At 51.4% G+C, this 492-nt stretch carries 4 tRNA genes; all 4 read right to left on the minus strand.

The annotated features are described in order from the left end of the window. Window positions 1-114: 114 nt before the first annotated feature. Window positions 115-187, minus strand: a tRNA-Ala gene (locus WFH04_RS18140). 8 nt (window positions 188-195) lie between these two features. Beyond that, window positions 196-272 (minus strand) — tRNA-Pro (locus WFH04_RS18145). A 21-nt stretch (window positions 273-293) separates the two neighbouring features. Further along, a tRNA-Arg gene (locus WFH04_RS18150) sits at window positions 294-370 on the minus strand. A 12-nt stretch (window positions 371-382) separates the two neighbouring features. Further along, window positions 383-471, minus strand: a tRNA-Leu gene (locus WFH04_RS18155). Between the last annotated feature and the right edge of the window lie 21 nt (window positions 472-492).

Consider the following 492-nt stretch of genomic DNA (forward strand, 5'->3'; position numbering starts at 1 on the left):
TTGTTAAGATGTCAATTTTGAATCCGAAGATTCGTTTTGTCTCTTCCGCCGACGGGGTCGGCTTTGAGACTTTATTTGTTGACGTTTTGCTGTTCAGTTTTCAAGGTTCATAAGTGGAGCCTAGCGGGATCGAACCGCTGACCTCCTGCGTGCAAGGCAGGCGCTCTCCCAGCTGAGCTAAGGCCCCATTAAAAATGGTCGGGAAGACAGGATTCGAACCTGCGACCCCTTGGTCCCAAACCAAGTGCTCTACCAAGCTGAGCTACTTCCCGGTTTAAAAACTATTATATTAATGGCGCGCCCGACAGGAGTCGAACCCATAACCTTCTGATCCGTAGTCAGACGCTCTATCCAATTGAGCTACGGGCGCATACGTAATAACTGGTGCCGAGAACCGGAATCGAACCGGTACGGTAGTCACCTACCGCAGGATTTTAAGTCCTGTGCGTCTGCCAGTTCCGCCACCCCGGCAATTGTATGGAGCGGAAGACG

Origin of the sequence: Sporosarcina sp. USHLN248 (assembly GCF_037144575.1) — a bacterium.
Lineage (GTDB): Bacteria > Bacillota > Bacilli > Bacillales_A > Planococcaceae > Sporosarcina > Sporosarcina contaminans.